An 18,604-nucleotide genomic window follows, 5' to 3' on the forward strand; every position below is an offset into this window, starting at 1 on the left:
GCGAAACGCCCTTATCGGCTGCGGTTTGATCGGACCGTTATGGTCCAAAGCATGCGGTTCGGCTGGCCCCTCATGGCAAGCGGCGCGGTGATGTTTCTGGTGTTCAATGGCGAACGCGCCATCGTCGGGCGTCTTCTGGGGCTAGAGGCGCTGGCCCTGTTTTCCATGGCCGTCTCGCTGACACTGACCCCGTCGCTGGTCCTGATGCGCAGCACGATGAGCCTGTTTCTGCCCCGCCTGTCAGCCAGCACCGCGCGCCAGGAATTTCGGGCCCAGGCGATCACCACGATCCAAAGCCATATCGTGCTGGCTGCGGGAATGGTCATGGCAGTCAACCTGCTTGGCGGTTCCTTCGTGCACCATGTGTTGGGCGATAAATACCGCGCTGTGCTGCCCCTGCTGACGCTCTTGACGGCGGTTCAGGCGTTGCGGGTGGTCAAAGGCGGGTGTGCGATTGTCGCGCTGGGCGAAGGGTATCGCAAGACCGAGCTTTTGACGGACCTGTTGCGCATCGCGTTCCTACCCCTCGCGGCATGGGGTGTGCTGCAAGGCGCAAGCCTGCCCCATGTGGTGCATATCGCAGGACTGGGCGAAGCCGCGGGGCTGATGATTGCGCTGCTCTGGATGCACCGCGTGCAACGGGTGCCGCTATGGCCATTGGCCCCGCCACTGATCGGTATGGTCGCGCTATTGGCTTGGGCGGTTTTCACGCAGGACCAGCCGACGGGGTTTCGGGCCGCAGGCTTCGGTTTGTTGCTGGCCGGTCTGGCGATGGCGCTGCCTGACGTCCGCAGACTGATGATCAAGAAAGGAGCATCCGATGGGATGGAGTCCAAGGCGATACAGCACCGATAAGAAGACTTTGACCGCACAAGTGACATGCCGCGGCCAAAGCAACGGCAGCCGTTCACCATGAAGAGACGCGCCAAGCCGCCCCGCCTGTCCGAGCTTGCCATCGGGCGGGACAACCACTTTAACCTCATTCGCTTTCTGGCGGCGGTGGCTGTGTTGGTCTCTCACGCGTGGCCGCTCGCGCTTGGGCGCGGCACGGTTGAGCCTTTGAAAACAGCGCTTGGCTATTCGCTGGGGGAGCTGGCGGTTTTTGTGTTCTTTGGCCTGTCCGGCTTTTTCATCGCGGGCAGCTACGACCGGCAGGGGTCTGCCTTGTCCTTTGTCATGGCGCGGGCCGCGCGTCTGCTGCCGGGGTTGGCCGTGTCGATCTTGATCGTGGCGCTGATCATGGGGCCGCTGGTCAGCCGGTTAGATGCGGGTACGTACCTGTCTCATCCCGATACGGCGCGGTTTATCGTGCAAAATATACTCTTGTTTAAACCACAATATACCTTGCCGGGCGTGTTCACGACGAACCCCTATCCCACCGTAGAGGGGTCGATTTGGACGCTCGCGCATGAGGTCGCCTGCTATGCGCTTATCCTGTTCGTCGGCCTTGTCGGGGCCCTGTCCCGCCGGCGGGTGATGGCAGTGCTCTTGGCGCTATACCTGATTGCGTGGGTAGTCGCGCCGTATCTCGGCGATCTCATTCATCCGCGCCTACTGCAAACGCGGCTGCTGTCGTTGCCCTTTGTTTTCGGGGCCTCCTGCTGGATCTGGCGCGATTATATCACCTTGCGGTGGCCCTTCGTCGTTGGGTTGATCGTCCTGACATGGGCCGTGCACGCTACGGTTTTCGCTTTTCCAATGCTTGCACTGGCTGTGACCTACACCAGCCTCTGGGCGGGGTATTGCAAGCTAGACCCCCTGCTGATGTTCAATAGGGTCGGAGATTATTCATACGGAATATATATTTACGCGATGCCGCTGCAGGGGCTGGTGGTTTGGGTGTGGGGGGACATGACGCCAGCGCTGAACATCGCGCTGGCCTTGCCGTTGACGTTGCTTTGCGCGGTATTGTCCTGGCACTGGATTGAAAGACCCGCGCTGACCTTCGTGCGAGAGGGTTTTCTGCGCGGGTCTTTGATCACGCGGAGGATAGCACCGCGCCGATAAAGCCGCTATCGCCCAATGTATTTCCCACAAGGTCGCTCCCATAGGGGGCCTGCGCGGGTGATACTTTGGGCAGATCGGACAGTGCGTCGGGGCGGTAGTCACCGCTGCCTGTGTTGCTACCGGTGTGAGAGCGGTCGTCGACCCAAGGCGAGGCGATATGTGACGCCTCACCGATCGACGGCAGTTCCCCCAGCCACGAGGACGGGCCATAGCCGGGTTCATTACTTGACCCTGCGATTGCGACATTATGCGACCATCCAACCTTGTACCGCGCTGGCCAGTTGCCGGTAAGGGAGGTTTCGCCGGAAAATACATCGCTTTTGATATTGATGCGGTGAAACAGATTGTTCCGGAAAGAGCCCGACTTCGCCACGTTCTCGGTGCCGTCCAGATACAGCAAATTCGCGCGTTCCCCCGCGATGGTATTGTTGTGCACAACGATGTTTTGGGCTGCATTTGTGTCGCTGTCAGCGTTCAATCGCAGCGCCGCATTTGTGGAGCTCCCCCAGCTTTCCACGATGTTCCCTACAAAAGCAAAGCCCCGCGCGCCGATCTCGGCGCTTACGGAAACGATTGCATTGGTCGCGCTGCCATTGCTGAATGTGTTCCACCCTAAAAACGTGCCGGTCATGGCAGGCCGGTTGCCAATCGGCGCCCGGAGGGTAAATTCTTCAAGCCCCGAACAGCCGAGCGCCTGAAAGGTGATTGTTCCGGCACAGCTTTTGCAGCCGATCGCGGTGACCATGATTGCTTCGGTCGAAAAAGAATTGCCTTGGTGTGGATCTTCGTTGGGCACGAAGGAGCAGTTGATTTGTACAAAGCGCCCCACCCGGTAAATCCAAGCGCCGTAGCTGCCGAATCCGTTGGCGTCCCAAAGACAGTTCTTTGTTATCAAAAGATTGCCTGCGGAGTCCGCACCACTGTCCAGAAACACCGTGTTCGCCCCGCCTTTCTGCAAAGTGACATCACAAATCTTGAGGTGCGTTGGTATGCCGTTGAAATGATTGACCCCACCGTCGGTTAAGATCGTGCTATCCCGTTTGGACGGGTCTTCAGCCCTGATACACAAGGGCAGCTGTGCCGAGCGACCGGCAGCCTTGAAAGGCGTTAGGATATGCGCCCCCTCTGCCAGTAAAATCGTACCACCGCCCGCATCATCCACCCGCCCAAAATGCGCGGCATTAAATTCCTTGATCGCGTCGGCCGCGGCCGCGATTGACGCAAATGGGGCGGCAATGGCATCTGCGCGCGCAGACGCAGCCTGACCCGTCGCATCGTCGCCCATGGTTCCATCGACTTGGGCATAACATGCCCCATACCCGCCGCTCGTGTCGTTCAGCATCCGAAGCGTCGTCAGGTTGGGGGACGGATATTCATCGGCGTCGGCACTGATGGAAAAGGCGTGCCCCACCCATGGGTAGATGGTGGCATCTACAGTCAATAAATCTCCCTGGGCCAAGCCTGATAGATCAACCGTCGCTGCATAATGCGGAACATGGAGCCCCGACGCGTCAAATCCAAGACTGCTTTGCGACGACACAAGCTGCGATGCTTCGTTGCCAAGCGTATCGCGGACGATGAACCGCACCGCCGCGACGGGTTGCCCCTGTTGGGCGTATGCGTGGGCAACTGCCAGCCTTAGTATATGCGCATCATCTTCTATCCTCTCACGGTCGTGGTTTAACCACATGGCAATAGGCCGGGGCGCTGGCCTTGTGCTGTGATTGATTGCACCGTTGATAGTATCGCCCGCGTAAACAAAGTCTGAACACGCGACGGTCTTGTCAGTAAAATTTGAATGATCTGGGTAGGGCTGCCTGACACGGCTGGTGAGCTGCACAACCGAAGCCCTGCTGACAGCCGTCGCCGCCGTATCAAAACCGCGCCGGTTCACGGCCACATTCCGCGCCTCGGAAGTGGTGGAAAACGACGGTATATCTCGGTGCTCGGCCCGCCAACCATCTGCAAGAATTTCCGTGACGGGCGAAATCTTTAGCGGCAGCGACCCCGCCATCGTTTGCCCCAGTTTCATGCCCAGCCCGAGTGTCATCTGCATAGTCCATACCTTGCGATCAGAATTCGTAGGCATCGATACATATCAACCTCGCTGAACCGTTGCATTCGCAGGGAAAGAGGCGGAGGGCGGGTTAATCTTCACGCAATATTAAATGTTCAGCCCAATGGTGGTGGCACCGCCGATTCTTCTTACGAAAGGACAGATATGATTTGGACGTGAACCATATATACGCGACGGACCAGCACCGCTCTCTCAAGCGCATACGGCTATATCATCAACAGCCGGTATCACGGGTTGTGCTCGTGTATTTCGGGCTCCTGCTGGTGCCCGTCGGCTTCAATTTAGGGTCGGTCTATATGACCGGGACCAAGGCGTTGTTAGCAGTGCTGATTATTCCGCTAAGTCTCCGCCTGTTTTGCGGCCACTACGGGCGTGTTTTGTTGACAGACGTTCTGTTCTTTATGCATTTTCTCTGGGTTTCTCTGGCCTTAGCGGTCAACAACCCGGTGGAAGCGACCCAGAATGCAGGCTCAATCGGGGTGGAGTTTCTAGGCGGGTATTTGATCGGGCGCGCCTTTATCCGAGACAGACACAGCTTTGCCGCAGTGGTTAAGATCCTCACAGGACTGATCGTGTTATGCTTCCCTCTGGTTTTGATAGAGTCGCAAAGCGGGACATCTGTTCCCATTGAATTTTGGAAGATGACCGGGCTTACGACCCCGGTGGATCTGGCGATTGATCGCCGTATGGGGCTGGAGCGGGTGCAACTTTCGTTCGAGCATCCAATTCACTGGGGCTTGTTTTGTACAATCGCGACGTCCCTGTACTTTATTGGGCTGGCGGGACGGCACAGCTTGGGTTTGCGGTCCGTGGTTATGACGGTGATTTGCGCCAGCTGTTTTCTATCGCTGTCCAGCGGCGCGCTGCTGGCGGCAATCGTGCAGATAGGGCTGATATTCTGGAGCTACCTATGTCGCAGGATCGGGCGACGATGGCTAATCCTCTCAACCTGTTTTGTTATTTTTTACGTCGTGATTGATCTGCTTTCCAATCGAACCCCGATCCAAGTTTTCATGAGCTATGCGACATTTTCTGCCGAAAGCGCCTATTGGCGGTCGGCTATTTTCCAATGGGGTATGACCAATGTCTGGAGCGCGCCTGTATTTGGACTTGGGCTAAACGATTGGCTCAGGCCGGTTTGGATGCACACCTCGAGTATCGATAATTTTTGGCTATTTATCGCGATGCGTTTCGGATTGCCGGCGTTTACTTTTTTGACAGTCGGCTATGGCTATGCGCTTTGGCGTGTGGGGCGCAAAGATTTCACCATGGATCGGACCCTAGCGGCGCTACGGCTAGGCTGGATACTCTGCTTTGGCGGGCTCACGCTCACTCTGTCGACGGTGCACATTTGGGGCAGCATCTATGGCTTCGTATTCTTCATATTTGGGGCAGGACTGTGGATGTTGGATGCGAAGCCGCGATCCCCGCAGAGTGAACGTACAATTTGAAATATTGATCCTTTTCGGGTTTGCCAATTTTTCCACTTTGTAAATGAAATCACCCTACCACAGAAGTCAGGCCGCAAGGGGATGTCGGCCATGACGACTGATTGGTTTGGGGGAAGTGCAACGTGCAGACGCACAACATCTATGCCGCCGCGTTGCGATCACAGCTTGGGGGGATTGGGCTGCTTTTTGTGGTCAGTGGGTTGATCAACATCCTGCTGCTCACAGGATCGATTTACATGATCCAGATATATGACCGCGTTTTGCCTAGCGGGTCAGTGGTCACGCTGATGGGGCTCTTCGGGATTGTACTGCTTCTCTATTGTTTCTTCGGGCTTTTTGATCTGATCCGGCAACGGCTTTTGGCCCGTCTTTCGGTGCGTTTGGACCTGGCACTTGGGGCTGAGTGTTTCGCGGCTTGGGTCAGCAATGATGAAAAGAACAACGTACCGGCAAGCGCACAACAGCCCCTGCAACAACTGGGGCACCTTAGACGGCTGCTGTCTAGTCCCGCGTTCATAAGTGTCTGTGATATGCCGTTTGTGCCGATCTTTTTGCTGGCCCTTTACATCATTCACCCTTGGTTGGGGGCGATGGTTCTGGGCGGCGCGGCGTTGGCTTGTGTCGTGATGGCAACGGGCCGCTATTTGACGCGCAACACGATCAGTATCTCGGCAAATCAGGATCATACCCTCGCTGATATGTCCTATCACAGTCGCCGTCTGGCGGAGCCGCTGCGCGCCATGCGTATGCAAGATGATCTTGCCACATATTGGCGTGGGCTTCAGCGCAGCAGTCTGGCGTGGCACCAGCGTCTGCATGCCCCGCCGGATGCGCTGGCATCATTCAGCAAATCGTTCCGCCTGATGTTGCAATCCTCGATCCTGACAGTCGGGGCCATATTGGTCATTCAGGGCCAAATCTCGGCGGGGATGATTATGGCCGCTTCGGTCTTGGCGGGGCGCGTTCTGGCCCCTATCGACCAGATGATCAGCGGCTGGCGGGGGATTGCCTGCGGTTGGTCCGCGCACCGCCACCTGCACCGCCATTTTTCACAGAATATCCCGGCACGCGAGGGGGTTGCATTGCCTGAACCAAAGGGCCGGATTTCTTTCACCGCCGTTTCTCACGGGATCGAGGGGCGGGCGGAGAACAGGCTGAAGGATGTCTCTTTTGACCTGTCACCGGGGGATGGGCTGTGCGTGCTCGGCGGGCCAAATGCGGGCAAAAGCATATTGGCAAAACTGGCGGTTGGCGTTACGGCTCCTACAACCGGTGAGGTTCGGTTTGATGCCGTTAATCTGGCCCGATGGCCTTCCGCGCAGATTGGCCCTGCGATCGGCTATTTGCCCGATACCATTGATCTTCTGCCCGCGACGATTTTCGATAATATTTCCAGATTTCGCCCCGATACCACGGATGCGAAGGTGATCGCCGCTGCAAAGCTGGCCCGTGTTCACCACGCCATTATGGCTCTTCCGGATGGGTATATGAGTGTTGTGCGCGGCGGTGGGGGATCCTCGTTAACCCAAGGGCAGATACAGCAGATCGGGCTGGCGCGGGCGTTGGTCTGCAATCCGGCGCTGGTTGTGATGGATGATCCGCTGCGGTCGCTTTTCAGCTGTCCCGATGCTGAACAGATCGTGGCAGAGGTCGCATGCCATATGCGTGATCGGGGTAGCACGGTGGTGATCACGGCGCGCCAGCCCTGTGCAATTTCGGCGTTGAACAAAGTGCTAATATTGTCCGAGGGGCGGATAAGGCAGTTCGGCTTGACCAGTGATATCTTCGGGCGCGCTTTCCCTACGCGGGTGGCGGCGAAGGTTCAGACACTGCCGATCTTGGGCAATGGCACACCACGGGCGAGCGGGGGGTAATCATATGGTATAAAAAAGGGGCATTGCGCACGACCCAAGCCCCCTTCTATCGCTTTCTTCAAATGTCGCCCTATTCGGCCCAGGAAACACCGGTAAGATCGATGGCCTGCGTCGGGGCATTGCGCCAAAGGCCGGTCAGACCTGCCTTTGCAACGGACAGTGACGCCAGCTGGAACAGGAAACCATTGACGTGATCTTGGGCGATCATGGTCTGCGCCTCGCCCAGCAACGCGTTGCGTGCTTCCGGGTCGGTTGTCGTGTTCAGCTTGGTCATCAAAGCCTGAAAATCGGGGTTGTCATATTGGAAATAGTAATCAGGGTTGGCATAGATGCCGATATCCATCGGTTCGGTGTGACTTACGATTGTCATGCCGAAGTTCTTTCCCTTAAACACCGTCTCAAGCCATTGGGCCCATTCGACATTGTTGATCTTGGCGGTGATACCAACCTCGGCCAGCTGCGCGGCGATGATCTCTCCGCCGCGGCGGGCGTAGGAGGGGGGCGGCAGGTCCAGCGTGGTCTCGAACCCGTCGGCAAAGCCGGCTTCGGCCAGCAACGCCTTGGATTTTTCGATGTCATGCAGGCTCAGCGCGGTTTGATCGACATAGGCCGGGTTATGGGGCGCGAAATGCGTACTGATGGGCGTGCCGTATCCGAACATCGCACCGTCTATAATGGCTTGACGATCAATGGCATGGGCGACGGCGGCGCGCACCTTGGGGTCATCAAACGGCGGCTGTTTGTTGTTCATCGCCAGAATGGTTTCGCCCTCGGTAGAACCGACAAGCACTTGAAACCGCGGGTCCGCTTCGAATTGCGGCAGGTTCTCGGGCGCGGGGAAGCCGGCGAAGACATCAACATCTTCGGCCATCATCGACGCGAACGCGGCGGTCGGGTCAGAGATGAATTTGAACGTGGCGATATCCAGCGCGGCCGGGGTCCCCCAGTAGTTCGGGTTCTTCTCGATGCGGATATTGTCGCCCTGGGTCCAGCTGGTGAATTTGAACGCGCCGGTGCCGATGGGCAGTTGCTTGATATTGTCGATGCTTTCGGGTGCCACGATCACCGCGTCGCCCCATGCGAGGTTGAACAACAGGTTGCCGTTCGGCTCTGACAGTTTGATTTCGACGGTCGACGGGTCGACGACTGTCACCTCCGAGATCGCGCCAAACAGCGCCTTTTGAGCGTTTGCGCTGTCTTCGGCATTGATCCGGTCAAGCGAGAATTTGACGTCGGCGGCATCCATCGTCGTTCCGTCGTGAAAGGTCACGCCGCTTTGAAGTTTGAACGTATAGGTCAGGCCATCGTCAGAGATTTCCCACGATTGCGCCAGCCCGGGCACGACCGATCCGTCGCCCATAAAGCGGGTCAGCCCTTCGAAAACGTTGGAATAGAGCACCTGATCAATGGCCCCCGCCGCAGCGCTGGTCGGGTCCAGATGCGGTGGCTCAAGTTGCATCGCGACGGTGATGTCGTTTTTCGCGGCGACGCCGGTGGCCATCAGCGCGGCAGCGCAGGTGCCTAGAATAAGTTTGCGAAGATGGGCCATGGGTGTCTCCTGTTGGCAATAAGGAAAATGTTAACCAGTTCTGTCAGGTTTGACCAGCGTCGGGATGCTGTCGCAATTATCGGTTGTACCCAGCCTGTGCGCGGTTTATGCGCCGTTTTTTGAGGTTTTGAAGGGGCGCGCCATGGCTACGATGTCACCCACTTTGGGTATCGATTTCGGAACGTCCAACTCTGCCGTGGGCTATGCAGTAGACGGTGTGCCGCATTTGATTAACGTCGAGGCGGGGCAGAACACGCTGCCGACCGCGCTGTTTTTCGACAATGAGGAAAAGCGGATCATCTATGGTCGCGGTGCCCAAGAGGCGCTGATCGGCGGCGACGACGGACGCTATATGCGTGCGCTCAAAAGTCTGCTGGGCACGCCCTTGATGCGCGAAAGTCGGGTTCTGCTGGGCAAACGCATGGATTTCATCGCCATCGTGGCGCGCTTTCTGGCCGAGCTGAAGACGAAGGCAGAGCGCGCCACCGGCCAGCAGTTTGATCGGGCGCTGTCAGGGCGACCTGTGATGTTCCACAGTGCCGATCCGGCGCGGGACGCGCAGGCGCTGGTGGATTTGACCGAATGCTATCTGCAAGCCGGGTTCAAGCAGGTCCGCTTCATGCCCGAACCCGAGGCCGCGGCTCTGGCCAATCGTGCCGTGCTTGAACCCGGCGATCTGGGGCTGATCGTCGATATCGGGGGCGGTACGTCTGATTTTACCCTTTTCCGGCAGGAAGGTGACGCGGGCATTCATATCCTCGCCAGCAAAGGGGTGCGCATTGGCGGGACAGACTTTGACCGCGAGCTGAGCCTTCAGCATGTGATGCCGCATCTGGGGATGGGCAGCCAGATCAAACATGTGTTCGGTGATGAAACCCACGCCGCCCCTCATGCGGTCTTCGCCGATTTGGCGACGTGGCAGAAAATCCCGTTCCTTTACACCCGCGAACAGCGTCGCGCGGTCGAGGATCTGGCGAAATACGCGGTAGAGCCGACGCTGCTGAACAGACTGCAACGTGTGTTGGAGGATGAGCTGGGCCACGATATGGCCTTCGCGGTAGAGGCCGGCAAGATCGCGGCGAATGACCCCGATGCCAGCGCCCCGCCGCAGATCGACCTCAAGATCGTGGAGCGCGGGCTGACGGTCCCACTGCCACCGGCGATGATGGCGGCGAGTTTGGCGCAGATGGCGACAGAGATCGCGCAGGTTGCGACCGATCTGACGGCGCAGGCAGAGGTAAAACCCGATGCCGTGACCAAGCTGATCTTTGTCGGCGGGTCCAGTCTGATGGGCGTGATCGACCGCGCCATGCGCGATGCATTTCCACAGGCCGAACTGCACCGCGGGGCCGCGATGACCGCGATCGTCGACGGTCTGGCAATCGCCGCGCCACACGCCTTTGCTGACGGCTGACGGCTGAGGGCCTTAGTCTTTCGGAAGCAGCAGCGTCTCCAGCGCGGCGCCCATCACGCAGGCGCTGTCGACCATATCGTCGATGCCGATATATTCATCCGGCTTATGCGCCAGCTCTAGCAGGCCGGGGCCATAGGCGATGCAATTCTTGAGCTTGCCGATCCGGTCGATGTGTTTCTGGTCGTATGACCCGGGAGAGGCGACGTATTCAGGCGCTTTGCCTATGATATCCTCGATCGCATGGGCGACAGTTTGCACGACCGGCGCATCGCGGTCGGTCATCGACGGCAGGACCGAATTCAGCTCTGTCAGCTCGTAGTCAAAATCGACCCGCGTTTCGCGCAGACCTTCCAGCAGGGCGCGCACTTCGCCGCGCACCTGATCCAGCGGTTCTTCCAGCAAAAAGCGCCGGTCAATGGTGATGCGGCAGCTGTCTGGCACGCAATGGGCCGGTAGCCCGTCGAAATCCGGGTCGTTTTCCTTTTGCCCACCGTGGATCGAATTGATGTTCATGGTTGAGCTGCGCGCCCCTTCGGGGACCACGGGCATGTCTGTGTGACGGGCGGCCATGGCGGGGAACAGCTTGTTTTCGAACTCGGAGAGCACTGCGCCCATGTGGCGCACGGCGCAATCGCCCAGAAACGGCATGGAGCCGTGGGCGATCTCGCCCTTGGTTTCGATCTCGGCCCACCAGCCGCCCCGGTGCCCCAGACAGATACGGTCTTTCTGCAGCGGTTCGGGGATGATCACATGTTGCACGCGGTCCGGGTTGAAATGACCGTGCTCGGCCAGATAGGCGACACCGCCGTAGCCGCCGGATTCCTCGTCCGCTGTGCCCGAGATTTCGATTGCGCCGCTGAAATCGGGGTGCTGTTCGATAAAGGTCTCGGCCGCGATGATAGACGCCGCCAGCCCGCCTTTCATATCGCAGGTGCCGCGCCCGTAAATCTTGCCGTCCGAGATTTCGGCCCCGAATGGATCAAACGTCCAGCCGGCCCCGACCTCGACCACATCGGTGTGGCTGTTGAAGTGGACACATTCGCCCGCCCTGCGCCCTTCGCGGCGGGCGATGATGTTCCAACGGGGGTATTTCTCGCTATCGCCGGGGGTACCAAAGGCGCGGATCAGCTGCGTCTCGAACCCGTGCTTGCGCAGGCGGGTATCAAGGTATTCGCAGATCAGCCGATAGTCCTGACCCGGCGGGTTAAGCGTCGGGATGCGGATCAGATCTTGGGTCAGCGCGATCAGATCGTCACGCTTGGCGATAATGGCGGTAGAGAGAGTGCTTGTCATACCGCCATGTTTGAACGGGCGTTCATATATGGCAAGCGAAGTCTTCAGTTGCCCCGTCGGATTCGAGTTTATTTTGCAAAATGAAGCCGCAACCGGGCATTTATGCGGCGATGTCTTTCATCGCCGTGAGCAGGGCGCGGACTTCGTCCATGGAGTTATAATGGCAAAGCGACACACGCACCGCGGCATCAAGCCCGAGCGGGTTCAGGATGTTGCCGGAGTAGTGATCCGCCTTGCGCACATGGGTCCGGATGCCTTGGGCGTTGAGTTGGGCCACGATATCCGCCGCGGGCAGGGCGTCGAGCGTGAAGGACACAAGCCCCTCGCGGTCGGGGTTGTCGGTGCCGCCCAGGATCGTGACGCCCGCCAGATCGGCCAATCCGGCGAGGTTTCCTGTGCCGAACAGCAGCGCATTGGTCAGCTGTTGTTCGTGGTCGTGGATCGCAGCGGCGGCGGCCTCTATCCGCGCGCGGGGGGCTGTGGCGTCTGACACTTGGCTGCCGAGCCAGTCGAAATAGCGCACCACATCCGAGAATGTCGCATAGGCGCCCGTGTCACGGGTGCCCATTTCCCAATTCCCTGCGGGACCGTTCGCCAGTGTCTCGATCGGCAGCGCGGTAAGACGCTTGGACGCCCAGGCAATGCCATAGCCGTGGCGCGAGAACAGTTTGTACGGAGAGATGACATAGCCGTCGATGTCATAGCTGGCGATGTCGATATGCCCGTGGCTGGCGTGCTGGATGCCGTCGACAAAGATATAGGCGTCGCGGGCGATGGCGCGGATCGCGGCGCTGATGCCCGCCACATCATTGGCGATCCCCGTCACGGGGGAGGTGTGCAGGATCGTGGCGACTCGTACCTCGGGGGTCATCAAAGCGGCGTAGGCGTCGGGCGTTACCTGACCTGTCGCGTTATCGTGGGGCACACTGATATAGGGTTTGCCCGCCACATCGGCCCAGTGTTGCGCCGCGCTGCGCGATGCGGGGTGTTCCACAGTAGACCCGATGACGGCACCGGGGGCGCTGCCCATGACGGCTGTCCGGATCAGGCGGAACGACAGCTCTGTCCCGCTTTCGCCGACAAAGAACTGCCCGTCAGGCGCGTTGAAGAACAACGCCATATCGGCGCGGGCCTGTTTGATGATATCGACCAGCGCATGGGACGCGGGGTTGTCGCGCCCCTGATTGTCGGGGATGGCGGCGAATTTGGTCGAGGTCTCGACGACCGTGTTCAGCGTCAGCGCGCCGCCAGCGTTTTCGAAAAACACGCGCGGCCCCTGGAACGGGCAGCTGTCAACATGGGCAAAGCGGTCGCGGATTGCCGACATGAGTTTGGTATCTTCTGTGAACATTATGCGGCCCTGCTGCGTTACTTTCTGTGCTTATGCAGTTTCTGCGCTAGTTTGATGCTGGATCACAATCAGATTTTGCGGGCTCGGCCCCATTTGTTCGTAGTTTTCAGGAGCGCAGGAATGGCCCCTCTTATTCAACGCAGGGTTTCGCGTAAGAAACCACAGGACGCGCAAGCCGAGGAGAAATCGGTCAGCGAAGCGACGGCGCTGTCGCCCAAGCTGATCTACGAGGTGATCCGCCGTGAGGGCGAGGAAGAGCTGGCGCGCAGCAAACGGTCGTTGATCTGGTCGGGGATCGCGGCGGGGGTGATGATCAGCCTGTCGGTTCTGGGCGAGGCCGTGTTCCGGACCTATCTGCCCGATACCGCGCATCGTTTCCTGATCGAGAACCTGGGCTATTCGCTGGGTTTTCTGGCGGTGATCATGGGGCGGATGCAGTTGTTTACCGAAAACACCATCACCACCGTTTTGCCAATCATGCGGGCTAAGACCTGGCATTCGCTGATGTGCATGTTCCGCCTGTGGGGGATCGTGCTGGCGGCGAATGTGGTGGGGGCCTTTGCCGCGGCGATGCTGTTTCTCTGGACGCCCGCGATTTCGCCCGAGGTGCTGCCCGCCATTCTGGACCTGTCGCATCACGCAACCAGCATGGGGGCCTATCAGGGGTTCTGGCGGGCCATTCCGGCGGGGGTCATCGTCGCGCTTATCGTCTGGATGATGCCGCAGGCGGATGAGACGTCGTTCTTCCTGATCCTTGTGTTCACCTGGCTTATCGCCGCGGGGGATTTCGCGCATATCGTTGCGGGGTCGGTCGAGATGGCGGTGATGATACTGGACGGCCAGCTTGGCCTGATGGCGGCGGTGTTCGAGTTCTTCTTACCGGTGCTTGCGGGCAACATTGTTGGCGGAACGATCATCTTTACCCTCGTCGCTTGGGGTCAGGTGCGCGATGAGGTAGAAGAGGAAAAGTAGCGTAAATGTGATGTGGCAGGGGCCGCAGCCGTGGGGAACGAGGATCAAGGGTTTTGACACAGAAATCGGTGGGCACCGTAAAGCTGTACTGGGATGCGCTGAAAGCGGCGCTGGTTGATATCTCTGAAAAGAACGTCTCGCTTATCGCGGCGGGGGTCGCTTTTTATGCGATGTTGTCGCTGTTTCCCGCCCTTGCCGCGTTGGTCACGATCCTGAGCCTGATCTCTGACCCTGTGGTTGTCATCGCCCAGCTGGAAGACATGCGGGGTCTGCTGCCCGATGACGTCTATGATATTCTCAATGATCAGGTGGTGTCGTTGGTCACGACCAGCACCGGCAAACTGGGGTGGGCTGGTGCGGCTTCGGTTCTGGTGGCGATGTGGTCGGCGCGGGCAGGTGTGGGCGCGATGATGATCGGCCTGAACAGCGTGTATAGTGAACGCAATCGCAACGCCGCGCGACACTATCTACGTGCGCTGATGCTGACCTTTACCTTGGTGATGGTGGGGCTGATTGCGCTGATCACTGTGGTGATCGCACCGATTGTGCTGTCGTTCATCCCCCTGGGGGTATTCGGCTATTTCGTCGCCGAGATCATCCGCTGGAGCATCGCGATACTGGTGCTATTGGCCGGTGTTGGGGTGCTGTACCGCTTTGGCCCGAACCGTCGTGCGGCGCGCATCGGCTGGCTGACATGGGGGGCCGTTTTCGCGGTGTTTTCATGGGCGGTGGTGTCGATCGGGTTCAGCTATTACGTTGCGAACTTCGGCAATTACAATCAGGTCTACGGGTCTATTGGCGCTGTGATCGCCATGCTGGTCTGGCTGTGGATCAGCAGTTTTCTGGTGCTAATGGGGGCATCGTGGAACGCGCAGGTTGAACTGCGCACGCGCCCTGACAGCACCATTGGCCGTGACCGGCCGCTAGGCAAACGCGGGGCTTATGTGGCGGATAATCTGGTAAGTATGAGCGAGGAATAGCGCCTACATCAAGGGGCGCTTGGCCGGTTTGCTGCGCTCTGTCTCGGCGACGTCGGCGAGCTTGTCGAGGTCATTGACCTGCAGCACCTGATCCGACCAGGACGCGAGTTGCTGGTCCCGCAGCTTCGCGAGGGTTTTGTTGGTATGGACAAGCGATAGACCCAATGCATCCGCCAGATCGCGTTGCGTGAAGGGCAGGGTCATTGTGTTATTTGTCACCAACCCCAGCCCCATTCCGCGTTCAAAAAACTTGAGCATTGCCCATGACACCGCTTGCAGCGCGGTGCGTTGGCCGACAGTGGCAAGCGTTTCGCCAAGGAAATGCTCCTCTATCGCGGCGAGCCATGTGATATCGAACGCGCGGCTGGGGTTGCTGCGAAAGAAGGTCCAGAAATCCGACCGGTTGAACACGCACATGCGCATATGTGTCCGCGCCTCTACGCTGTGGCCCATTTCGCCAAGCATACCGGCCTGAAGCCCCATGAAATCGCCGGGGAAGACAAAGTTAATGACCTGCCGTTCACCATTATCCAGCGACTTATGCCGGATGCCCATGCCGGACAGCACCGTATAGAGTTGGGGGGAGTTGGACCCCTGCATCAGGATTGTCGTGCCGGGGTCGACGCTAAGCTCACCGACCTTGAATTTCTGCATGAACTCAAGCTCTTCCCTTGTCATGGTGACAAAGGCGTCCTTTTTGTGAAGCGGACAATAGCGGCAATCGATACCCATGAAAAAATTCCTAACTCGTATGTCATAGTTTAACGCGGCGCTTTGGAAATATTGCTACCTTTGCGGGATTAGAAAGGCGCGATGTGATTCCTTTTTTCGTATTCGATACTGACCCGATCGTTCGGGCGGATGTGATCGACATGCTGGAACAGGCATTCGGTGACGCCGCATTGTCTGTGTCCGAAACCCTTTCCGCTTTTATCTCTGAACTGCGTAGCTGTTCGTCTCAGGCCGTGGCGCTTGTGTCCGGCACGTCGAATGACCTGTCGGAACTCTTTGCCGCAGACCTGCCCACGAAAGATGTCGCCTATATTCTATACGGCGAAGGTCAAAGCATTCCCGACACCTACATCTATTCCGTCGTAGACCGGCCTTTCACCAATGACACCATGGTGCAAGGCATTAGCGACGCGCTTGCTTCCCTGCGTTCAGACCGTTGACGAAAGCCGTGATGATCGCGGCAATTCCGCCGACGCCGCCGGTGGCTTGCGCCTGTTGCATCGCCTGCGCGCGCAAGGCGGCTTCGCGTTTCTGACGCCGGATTGCACGGGCCCGGATCGACAGGGCCGCAATCAATACAAGGCCAACACCGAAAAACAGGCTGCCCATAATCAGACAGGCTACCAGCGGTGTGGTGATGGTAAGCAAGAACAGCCACGCGGCGACGGCAAGAAACGCCCCGCCCACAATCAGGCAGAGCATTGCGCCAAAGCCGATGGCGGCAGTTTGCGCCGTTCGGGTTGCCTTCTGGGCAACCCTATCCGTCACATATTCGAACATTAGCGGCGTGTCGCGAACAGACCGGCGATAAAGCCGACACCGGCAGCGATACCCAATGCGGCGGCTGGTTGGGTACGTACAAAATCTTCGGCTGTTTGCTGCGCTTCCAATGCCTTGTCACGGCCGGAGTTCGCCAAATCCTGCGCTGTGGATTTCGCTTGGTTGGCGGCTTCGGCGCTTTTGGCTTTGGTCAGATCGGCCATCGTGCTTGTCAGCGACGCGATGTCGTCTTTCAAAACGGCCAGCTGGACCGAGATATCATCGACAGACAGGTTGCTTGTGTTGGTTACGTCCTTGGCCATGGTGGTCTCCATTATTCATGTGTTCACCAACCAAACGCGCCCTGTAGATATAAGTTCCTTAAAGGCGTGGCTTGCGTCACACAGTATCGATAAAAAAAGGCCACGGTGGAACCACCGCGGCCTCGTTTGTTTGCGTGTATGCCGGTTTAGCTGTGCAGCGTCTCTGTCGACGAGAAGAACATCGCTTGCGAAACAGCCGATACGACCTGATCCACCGTGTAGGGCTTGGAGATCAGGAACGCGGGTTCGGGCTTGTCGCCGGTCAGCAGGCGCTCGGGGAATGCGGTGATGAAAATCACCGGACGGTTACCCAAATCGCGCAGCAGGTCGTTCACGGCATCGATCCCGGAGGAGTTATCGGCCAGCTGGATATCCGCAAGGATCAGGTCTGGCACATCCGCCTTGCCCAGTTTGACAGCTTCGTCACGCGTGCGCGCAACACCGGTCACACGATGGCCCATTTCGGCGACGATAGATTCGATGTCCATCGCGATGATGGCCTCGTCCTCGATGATCATGACCGAACCGGTAACGCTATCTGCCATTTCGCGGCGGGCAATTTGCACCAGCTCGCTGGCTTCGCCTTCTTCAACACCGATGATCTGGCCGACTTCCTTAAAGGAGAACCCTTCGATCGTGTGCAGCAACAACGCTTCGCGGCTGTGGTTGGTCAGTTTGGCGAGGTGCTTTTGCGCCTTGGCGCGGGGGCCGCTTTCACCTTCCTCGACAGGCGCACCGGCGCTGGCCCAGATGCCGTACAAAACGCGGAACACACCTGTGCGGGTGTCTACACCATCCAGAACCGACCGGTCCGTCAAAATCGCTTCGAGCGAGGCGGCTGCAAAAGCGTCGCCGCTGTTTTGGCTGCCGGTCAGTGCGCGCGCGTAGCGACGCAGGTAAGGAAGGCATTCACCCAACGCATCGCTGACACTTGGTGTTTCGGTGACATCCGTCATTTATTGTCGTCCTTTTAAAATATTTCTGGAACCAAACCCCCTAACGCTGTGTTTGGTTCCGTGTCATATGTATAAATACAGTATTTAAAGAAGGCAGGAAACTTGTTCATGCAATCAGGCCAAAACGACGAGCGTGAGCGCTTTATCGACGAAAATCTTCGCCGCGTTTATGACGAGACGATGGAAGAAGGGATTCCCGATAAATTTAAAGACCTGCTTAATCAGTTGAAAGAACAGGATAAAAACGCTGGTAAAAAAGGATGAGCAATTCTGATCCCCGCGACCAACTGGTGGAGCATTTGCCCGCCATGCGCGCCTTTGCCATCAGCCTGACCCGGAACGGTGCCGTCGCGGATGACATGGTTCAGGATACTCTGGTCAAAGCCTGGACCAACATCGAAAAATTTGAAGTCGGCACAAATATGCGCGCTTGGCTCTTCACAATTTTGCGGAACACCTATTATTCTTCCCGTCGTAAAGCCAACCGCGAGGTCGCTGATGTGGATGGTGTGTTCACCGAAAGCCTTGCCGAAAAGCCGGCGCATGACGGGCATATGCAAATGACCGATTTCCGCAAAGCTCTGGGTTTGCTGAAAGACGAACAGCGCGAAGCATTGCTGCTGGTCGGTGCATCGGGCTTTTCCTACGAGGAAGCCGCCGAGATGTGTGGTGTTGCCGTCGGTACGATCAAAAGCCGGACGAACCGTGCCCGTGCGCGGCTGGCTGAGCTGATGGGCCTGCGCGATGACGAAAGCCTCGAAATGACGGATGATGCGACGATGTCGGTTATCTCGGCATCTAAAGTGTCTTCTTTCTGATCGTGACGTCGGGGTTTCTGTCCACAAATATCTTTCGTGGCCTCGCGT

The 18,604-nt window shown here is 58.3% G+C and carries 18 protein-coding genes; 10 read left to right on the plus strand and 8 right to left on the minus strand.

Annotated elements, in window-relative coordinates; genetic code table 11:
* The coding region (locus B3849_RS06360; protein ID WP_286779922.1) for an oligosaccharide flippase family protein at window positions 1-855 on the plus strand (855 nt) is incomplete at its 5' end.
* A gap of 57 nt (window positions 856-912) precedes the next feature.
* Window positions 913-2,007, plus strand: a complete 1,095-nt coding sequence (locus B3849_RS06365; protein ID WP_278424632.1) for an acyltransferase family protein — start codon at window positions 913-915, stop codon at window positions 2,005-2,007.
* Here the strand turns inward: B3849_RS06365 and B3849_RS06370 are convergent.
* On the minus strand, window positions 1,979-4,063 hold the full coding sequence (locus B3849_RS06370; protein ID WP_286779923.1) for a hypothetical protein: 2,085 nt from the start codon (window positions 4,061-4,063) through the stop codon (window positions 1,979-1,981). The two genes, B3849_RS06365 and B3849_RS06370, sit on opposite strands and share 29 nt — an antisense overlap.
* A 176-nt stretch (window positions 4,064-4,239) precedes the next feature.
* Between B3849_RS06370 and B3849_RS06375 the strand changes: the two genes are divergently transcribed.
* Together B3849_RS06375 and B3849_RS06380 are read left to right on the plus strand one after the other, a co-directional pair.
* Complete coding sequence (locus tag B3849_RS06375; RefSeq protein WP_286779942.1) at window positions 4,240-5,535, plus strand: O-antigen ligase family protein; 1,296 nt, start codon at window positions 4,240-4,242, stop codon at window positions 5,533-5,535.
* 122 nt (window positions 5,536-5,657) lie between these two features.
* Window positions 5,658-7,409 carry a type I secretion system permease/ATPase gene (locus B3849_RS06380; RefSeq protein ID WP_286779924.1) on the plus strand — a complete coding sequence of 584 codons (1,752 nt, stop codon included), beginning with the start codon at window positions 5,658-5,660 and terminating at the stop codon, window positions 7,407-7,409.
* Between the two features lie 70 nt (window positions 7,410-7,479).
* Here B3849_RS06380 and B3849_RS06385 read toward each other — a convergent pair whose 3' ends face one another.
* Window positions 7,480-8,958: an ABC transporter substrate-binding protein gene (locus B3849_RS06385; protein ID WP_278424637.1), complete on the minus strand. Its 1,479-nt coding sequence runs from the start codon at window positions 8,956-8,958 to the stop codon at window positions 7,480-7,482.
* A 142-nt stretch (window positions 8,959-9,100) separates the two neighbouring features.
* Between B3849_RS06385 and B3849_RS06390 the strand changes: the two genes are divergently transcribed.
* The gene (locus B3849_RS06390; protein ID WP_278424638.1) at window positions 9,101-10,372 is read left to right on the plus strand and encodes an Hsp70 family protein; all 1,272 of its coding nucleotides are present in this window, start codon (window positions 9,101-9,103) and stop codon (window positions 10,370-10,372) included.
* Between the two features lie 12 nt (window positions 10,373-10,384).
* Here the strand turns inward: B3849_RS06390 and B3849_RS06395 are convergent, their stop codons facing one another.
* Together B3849_RS06395 and B3849_RS06400 are read right to left on the minus strand one after the other, a co-directional pair.
* On the minus strand, window positions 10,385-11,665 hold the full coding sequence (locus B3849_RS06395; protein ID WP_278424640.1) for an acetylornithine deacetylase/succinyl-diaminopimelate desuccinylase family protein: 1,281 nt from the start codon (window positions 11,663-11,665) through the stop codon (window positions 10,385-10,387).
* A gap of 100 nt (window positions 11,666-11,765) precedes the next feature.
* Window positions 11,766-13,016, minus strand: a complete 1,251-nt coding sequence (locus B3849_RS06400) for an aminotransferase class V-fold PLP-dependent enzyme (RefSeq protein WP_278424641.1) — start codon at window positions 13,014-13,016, stop codon at window positions 11,766-11,768.
* Window positions 13,017-13,136: 120 nt separating this feature from the next.
* Here B3849_RS06400 and B3849_RS06405 point away from each other — a divergent pair, with 120 nt between their 5' ends.
* Both B3849_RS06405 and B3849_RS06410 read left to right on the plus strand, forming a co-directional pair.
* Window positions 13,137-13,988, plus strand: coding sequence for a formate/nitrite transporter family protein (locus tag B3849_RS06405; RefSeq protein ID WP_009825653.1), 852 nt, complete (start codon window positions 13,137-13,139; stop codon window positions 13,986-13,988).
* Window positions 13,989-14,041: 53 nt separating this feature from the next.
* Complete coding sequence (locus tag B3849_RS06410; RefSeq protein ID WP_278424642.1) at window positions 14,042-14,968, plus strand: YihY/virulence factor BrkB family protein; 927 nt, start codon at window positions 14,042-14,044, stop codon at window positions 14,966-14,968.
* A gap of 3 nt (window positions 14,969-14,971) precedes the next feature.
* Here the strand turns inward: B3849_RS06410 and B3849_RS06415 are convergent, their stop codons facing one another.
* On the minus strand, window positions 14,972-15,700 hold the full coding sequence (locus B3849_RS06415; protein ID WP_005850638.1) for a Crp/Fnr family transcriptional regulator: 729 nt from the start codon (window positions 15,698-15,700) through the stop codon (window positions 14,972-14,974).
* 83 nt (window positions 15,701-15,783) lie between these two features.
* Here B3849_RS06415 and B3849_RS06420 point away from each other — a divergent pair, with 83 nt between their 5' ends.
* Window positions 15,784-16,140 (plus strand): hypothetical protein, encoded by a 357-nt coding sequence (locus tag B3849_RS06420; RefSeq protein ID WP_278424644.1) that lies wholly within the window; start codon window positions 15,784-15,786, stop codon window positions 16,138-16,140.
* Here B3849_RS06420 and B3849_RS06425 read toward each other — a convergent pair.
* From B3849_RS06425 to B3849_RS06435, 3 genes are all read right to left on the minus strand, one after another.
* Complete coding sequence (locus tag B3849_RS06425) at window positions 16,103-16,480, minus strand: hypothetical protein (RefSeq protein ID WP_037965603.1); 378 nt, start codon at window positions 16,478-16,480, stop codon at window positions 16,103-16,105. The genes B3849_RS06420 and B3849_RS06425 overlap by 38 nt on opposite strands.
* A complete protein-coding gene (locus B3849_RS06430) occupies window positions 16,480-16,782 on the minus strand; it encodes a DUF883 family protein (protein ID WP_235183729.1) in 303 nt (100 codons plus the stop codon). Before B3849_RS06430 ends, B3849_RS06425 begins: the two co-directional genes overlap by 1 nt.
* Window positions 16,783-16,928: 146 nt before the next feature.
* Window positions 16,929-17,738 carry a response regulator gene (locus B3849_RS06435; RefSeq protein WP_005850634.1) on the minus strand — a complete coding sequence of 270 codons (810 nt, stop codon included), beginning with the start codon at window positions 17,736-17,738 and terminating at the stop codon, window positions 16,929-16,931.
* A gap of 108 nt (window positions 17,739-17,846) precedes the next feature.
* Between B3849_RS06435 and B3849_RS06440 the strand changes: the two genes are divergently transcribed.
* Both B3849_RS06440 and B3849_RS06445 read left to right on the plus strand, forming a co-directional pair.
* A complete protein-coding gene (locus B3849_RS06440; protein ID WP_005850632.1) occupies window positions 17,847-18,002 on the plus strand; it encodes a NepR family anti-sigma factor in 156 nt (51 codons plus the stop codon).
* The gene (locus tag B3849_RS06445; RefSeq protein ID WP_005850631.1) at window positions 17,999-18,556 is read left to right on the plus strand and encodes an RNA polymerase sigma factor; all 558 of its coding nucleotides are present in this window, start codon (window positions 17,999-18,001) and stop codon (window positions 18,554-18,556) included. Before B3849_RS06440 ends, B3849_RS06445 begins: the two co-directional genes overlap by 4 nt.
* The last annotated feature ends 48 nt before the right edge of the window (window positions 18,557-18,604 follow it).

It is taken from the genome of Sulfitobacter sp. UBA4523, assembly GCF_002388305.1.
Classification (GTDB): domain Bacteria; phylum Pseudomonadota; class Alphaproteobacteria; order Rhodobacterales; family Rhodobacteraceae; genus Sulfitobacter; species Sulfitobacter pontiacus.

What these genes read in the sequence shown, in the direction of transcription:
- B3849_RS06365 (WP_278424632.1), top strand. Translation starts at nt 913, where the DNA reads ATGAAGAGACGCGCCAAGCCGCCCCGCCTGTCCGAGCTTGCCATCGGG.
- B3849_RS06370 (WP_286779923.1), bottom strand. Translation starts at nt 4,063, where the DNA reads ATGCAGATGACACTCGGGCTGGGCATGAAACTGGGGCAAACGATGGCG.
- B3849_RS06385 (WP_278424637.1), bottom strand. Translation starts at nt 8,958, where the DNA reads ATGGCCCATCTTCGCAAACTTATTCTAGGCACCTGCGCTGCCGCGCTG.
- B3849_RS06390 (WP_278424638.1), top strand. Translation starts at nt 9,101, where the DNA reads ATGGCTACGATGTCACCCACTTTGGGTATCGATTTCGGAACGTCCAAC.
- B3849_RS06395 (WP_278424640.1), bottom strand. Translation starts at nt 11,665, where the DNA reads ATGACAAGCACTCTCTCTACCGCCATTATCGCCAAGCGTGACGATCTG.
- B3849_RS06400 (WP_278424641.1), bottom strand. Translation starts at nt 13,016, where the DNA reads ATGTTCACAGAAGATACCAAACTCATGTCGGCAATCCGCGACCGCTTT.
- B3849_RS06405 (WP_009825653.1), top strand. Translation starts at nt 13,137, where the DNA reads ATGGCCCCTCTTATTCAACGCAGGGTTTCGCGTAAGAAACCACAGGAC.
- B3849_RS06415 (WP_005850638.1), bottom strand. Translation starts at nt 15,700, where the DNA reads ATGGGTATCGATTGCCGCTATTGTCCGCTTCACAAAAAGGACGCCTTT.
- B3849_RS06425 (WP_037965603.1), bottom strand. Translation starts at nt 16,480, where the DNA reads ATGTTCGAATATGTGACGGATAGGGTTGCCCAGAAGGCAACCCGAACG.
- B3849_RS06430 (WP_235183729.1), bottom strand. Translation starts at nt 16,782, where the DNA reads ATGGCCAAGGACGTAACCAACACAAGCAACCTGTCTGTCGATGATATC.
- B3849_RS06435 (WP_005850634.1), bottom strand. Translation starts at nt 17,738, where the DNA reads ATGACGGATGTCACCGAAACACCAAGTGTCAGCGATGCGTTGGGTGAA.
- B3849_RS06440 (WP_005850632.1), top strand. Translation starts at nt 17,847, where the DNA reads ATGCAATCAGGCCAAAACGACGAGCGTGAGCGCTTTATCGACGAAAAT.
- B3849_RS06445 (WP_005850631.1), top strand. Translation starts at nt 17,999, where the DNA reads ATGAGCAATTCTGATCCCCGCGACCAACTGGTGGAGCATTTGCCCGCC.